Annotated in this window: 1 protein-coding gene; it reads left to right on the top strand. The window is 68.6% G+C overall.

Annotation, left to right across the window (positions count from 1 at the left end; translation table 11 throughout):
* Positions 1-239, top strand: a 239-nt coding sequence (locus SB772_RS45160; protein ID WP_410839169.1) for a YceI family protein, incomplete at both ends; no start/stop codon positions are given.

Here is a 239-nt window from a genome sequence, read left to right as displayed (position 1 = left end):
CCGGCGGCGCGGCGTTCGCGCAGATCGACGCCGACAGGAGCACACTCGTGGCGATCTCGCGGCAAATGAACGTGCCGGTCGAAGGGCGCTTCATGAAGTTCGACGCGCAGATCGCCTTCGATCCGGCGAAGCCCGCGGGCGGCACGGCGCGCATCACCGTCGATACCGGCAGCTACGACCTCGGCAGCCCGACGTACAACGATTCGGTGCGCGGTCCCGAGTGGTTCGACGCGAAGGCG

The organism is Paraburkholderia sp. SIMBA_030, assembly GCF_046535245.1.
Taxonomy (GTDB): Bacteria; Pseudomonadota; Gammaproteobacteria; order Burkholderiales; family Burkholderiaceae; genus Paraburkholderia.
This window is presented reverse-complemented; position numbering and strand designations above follow the sequence as displayed.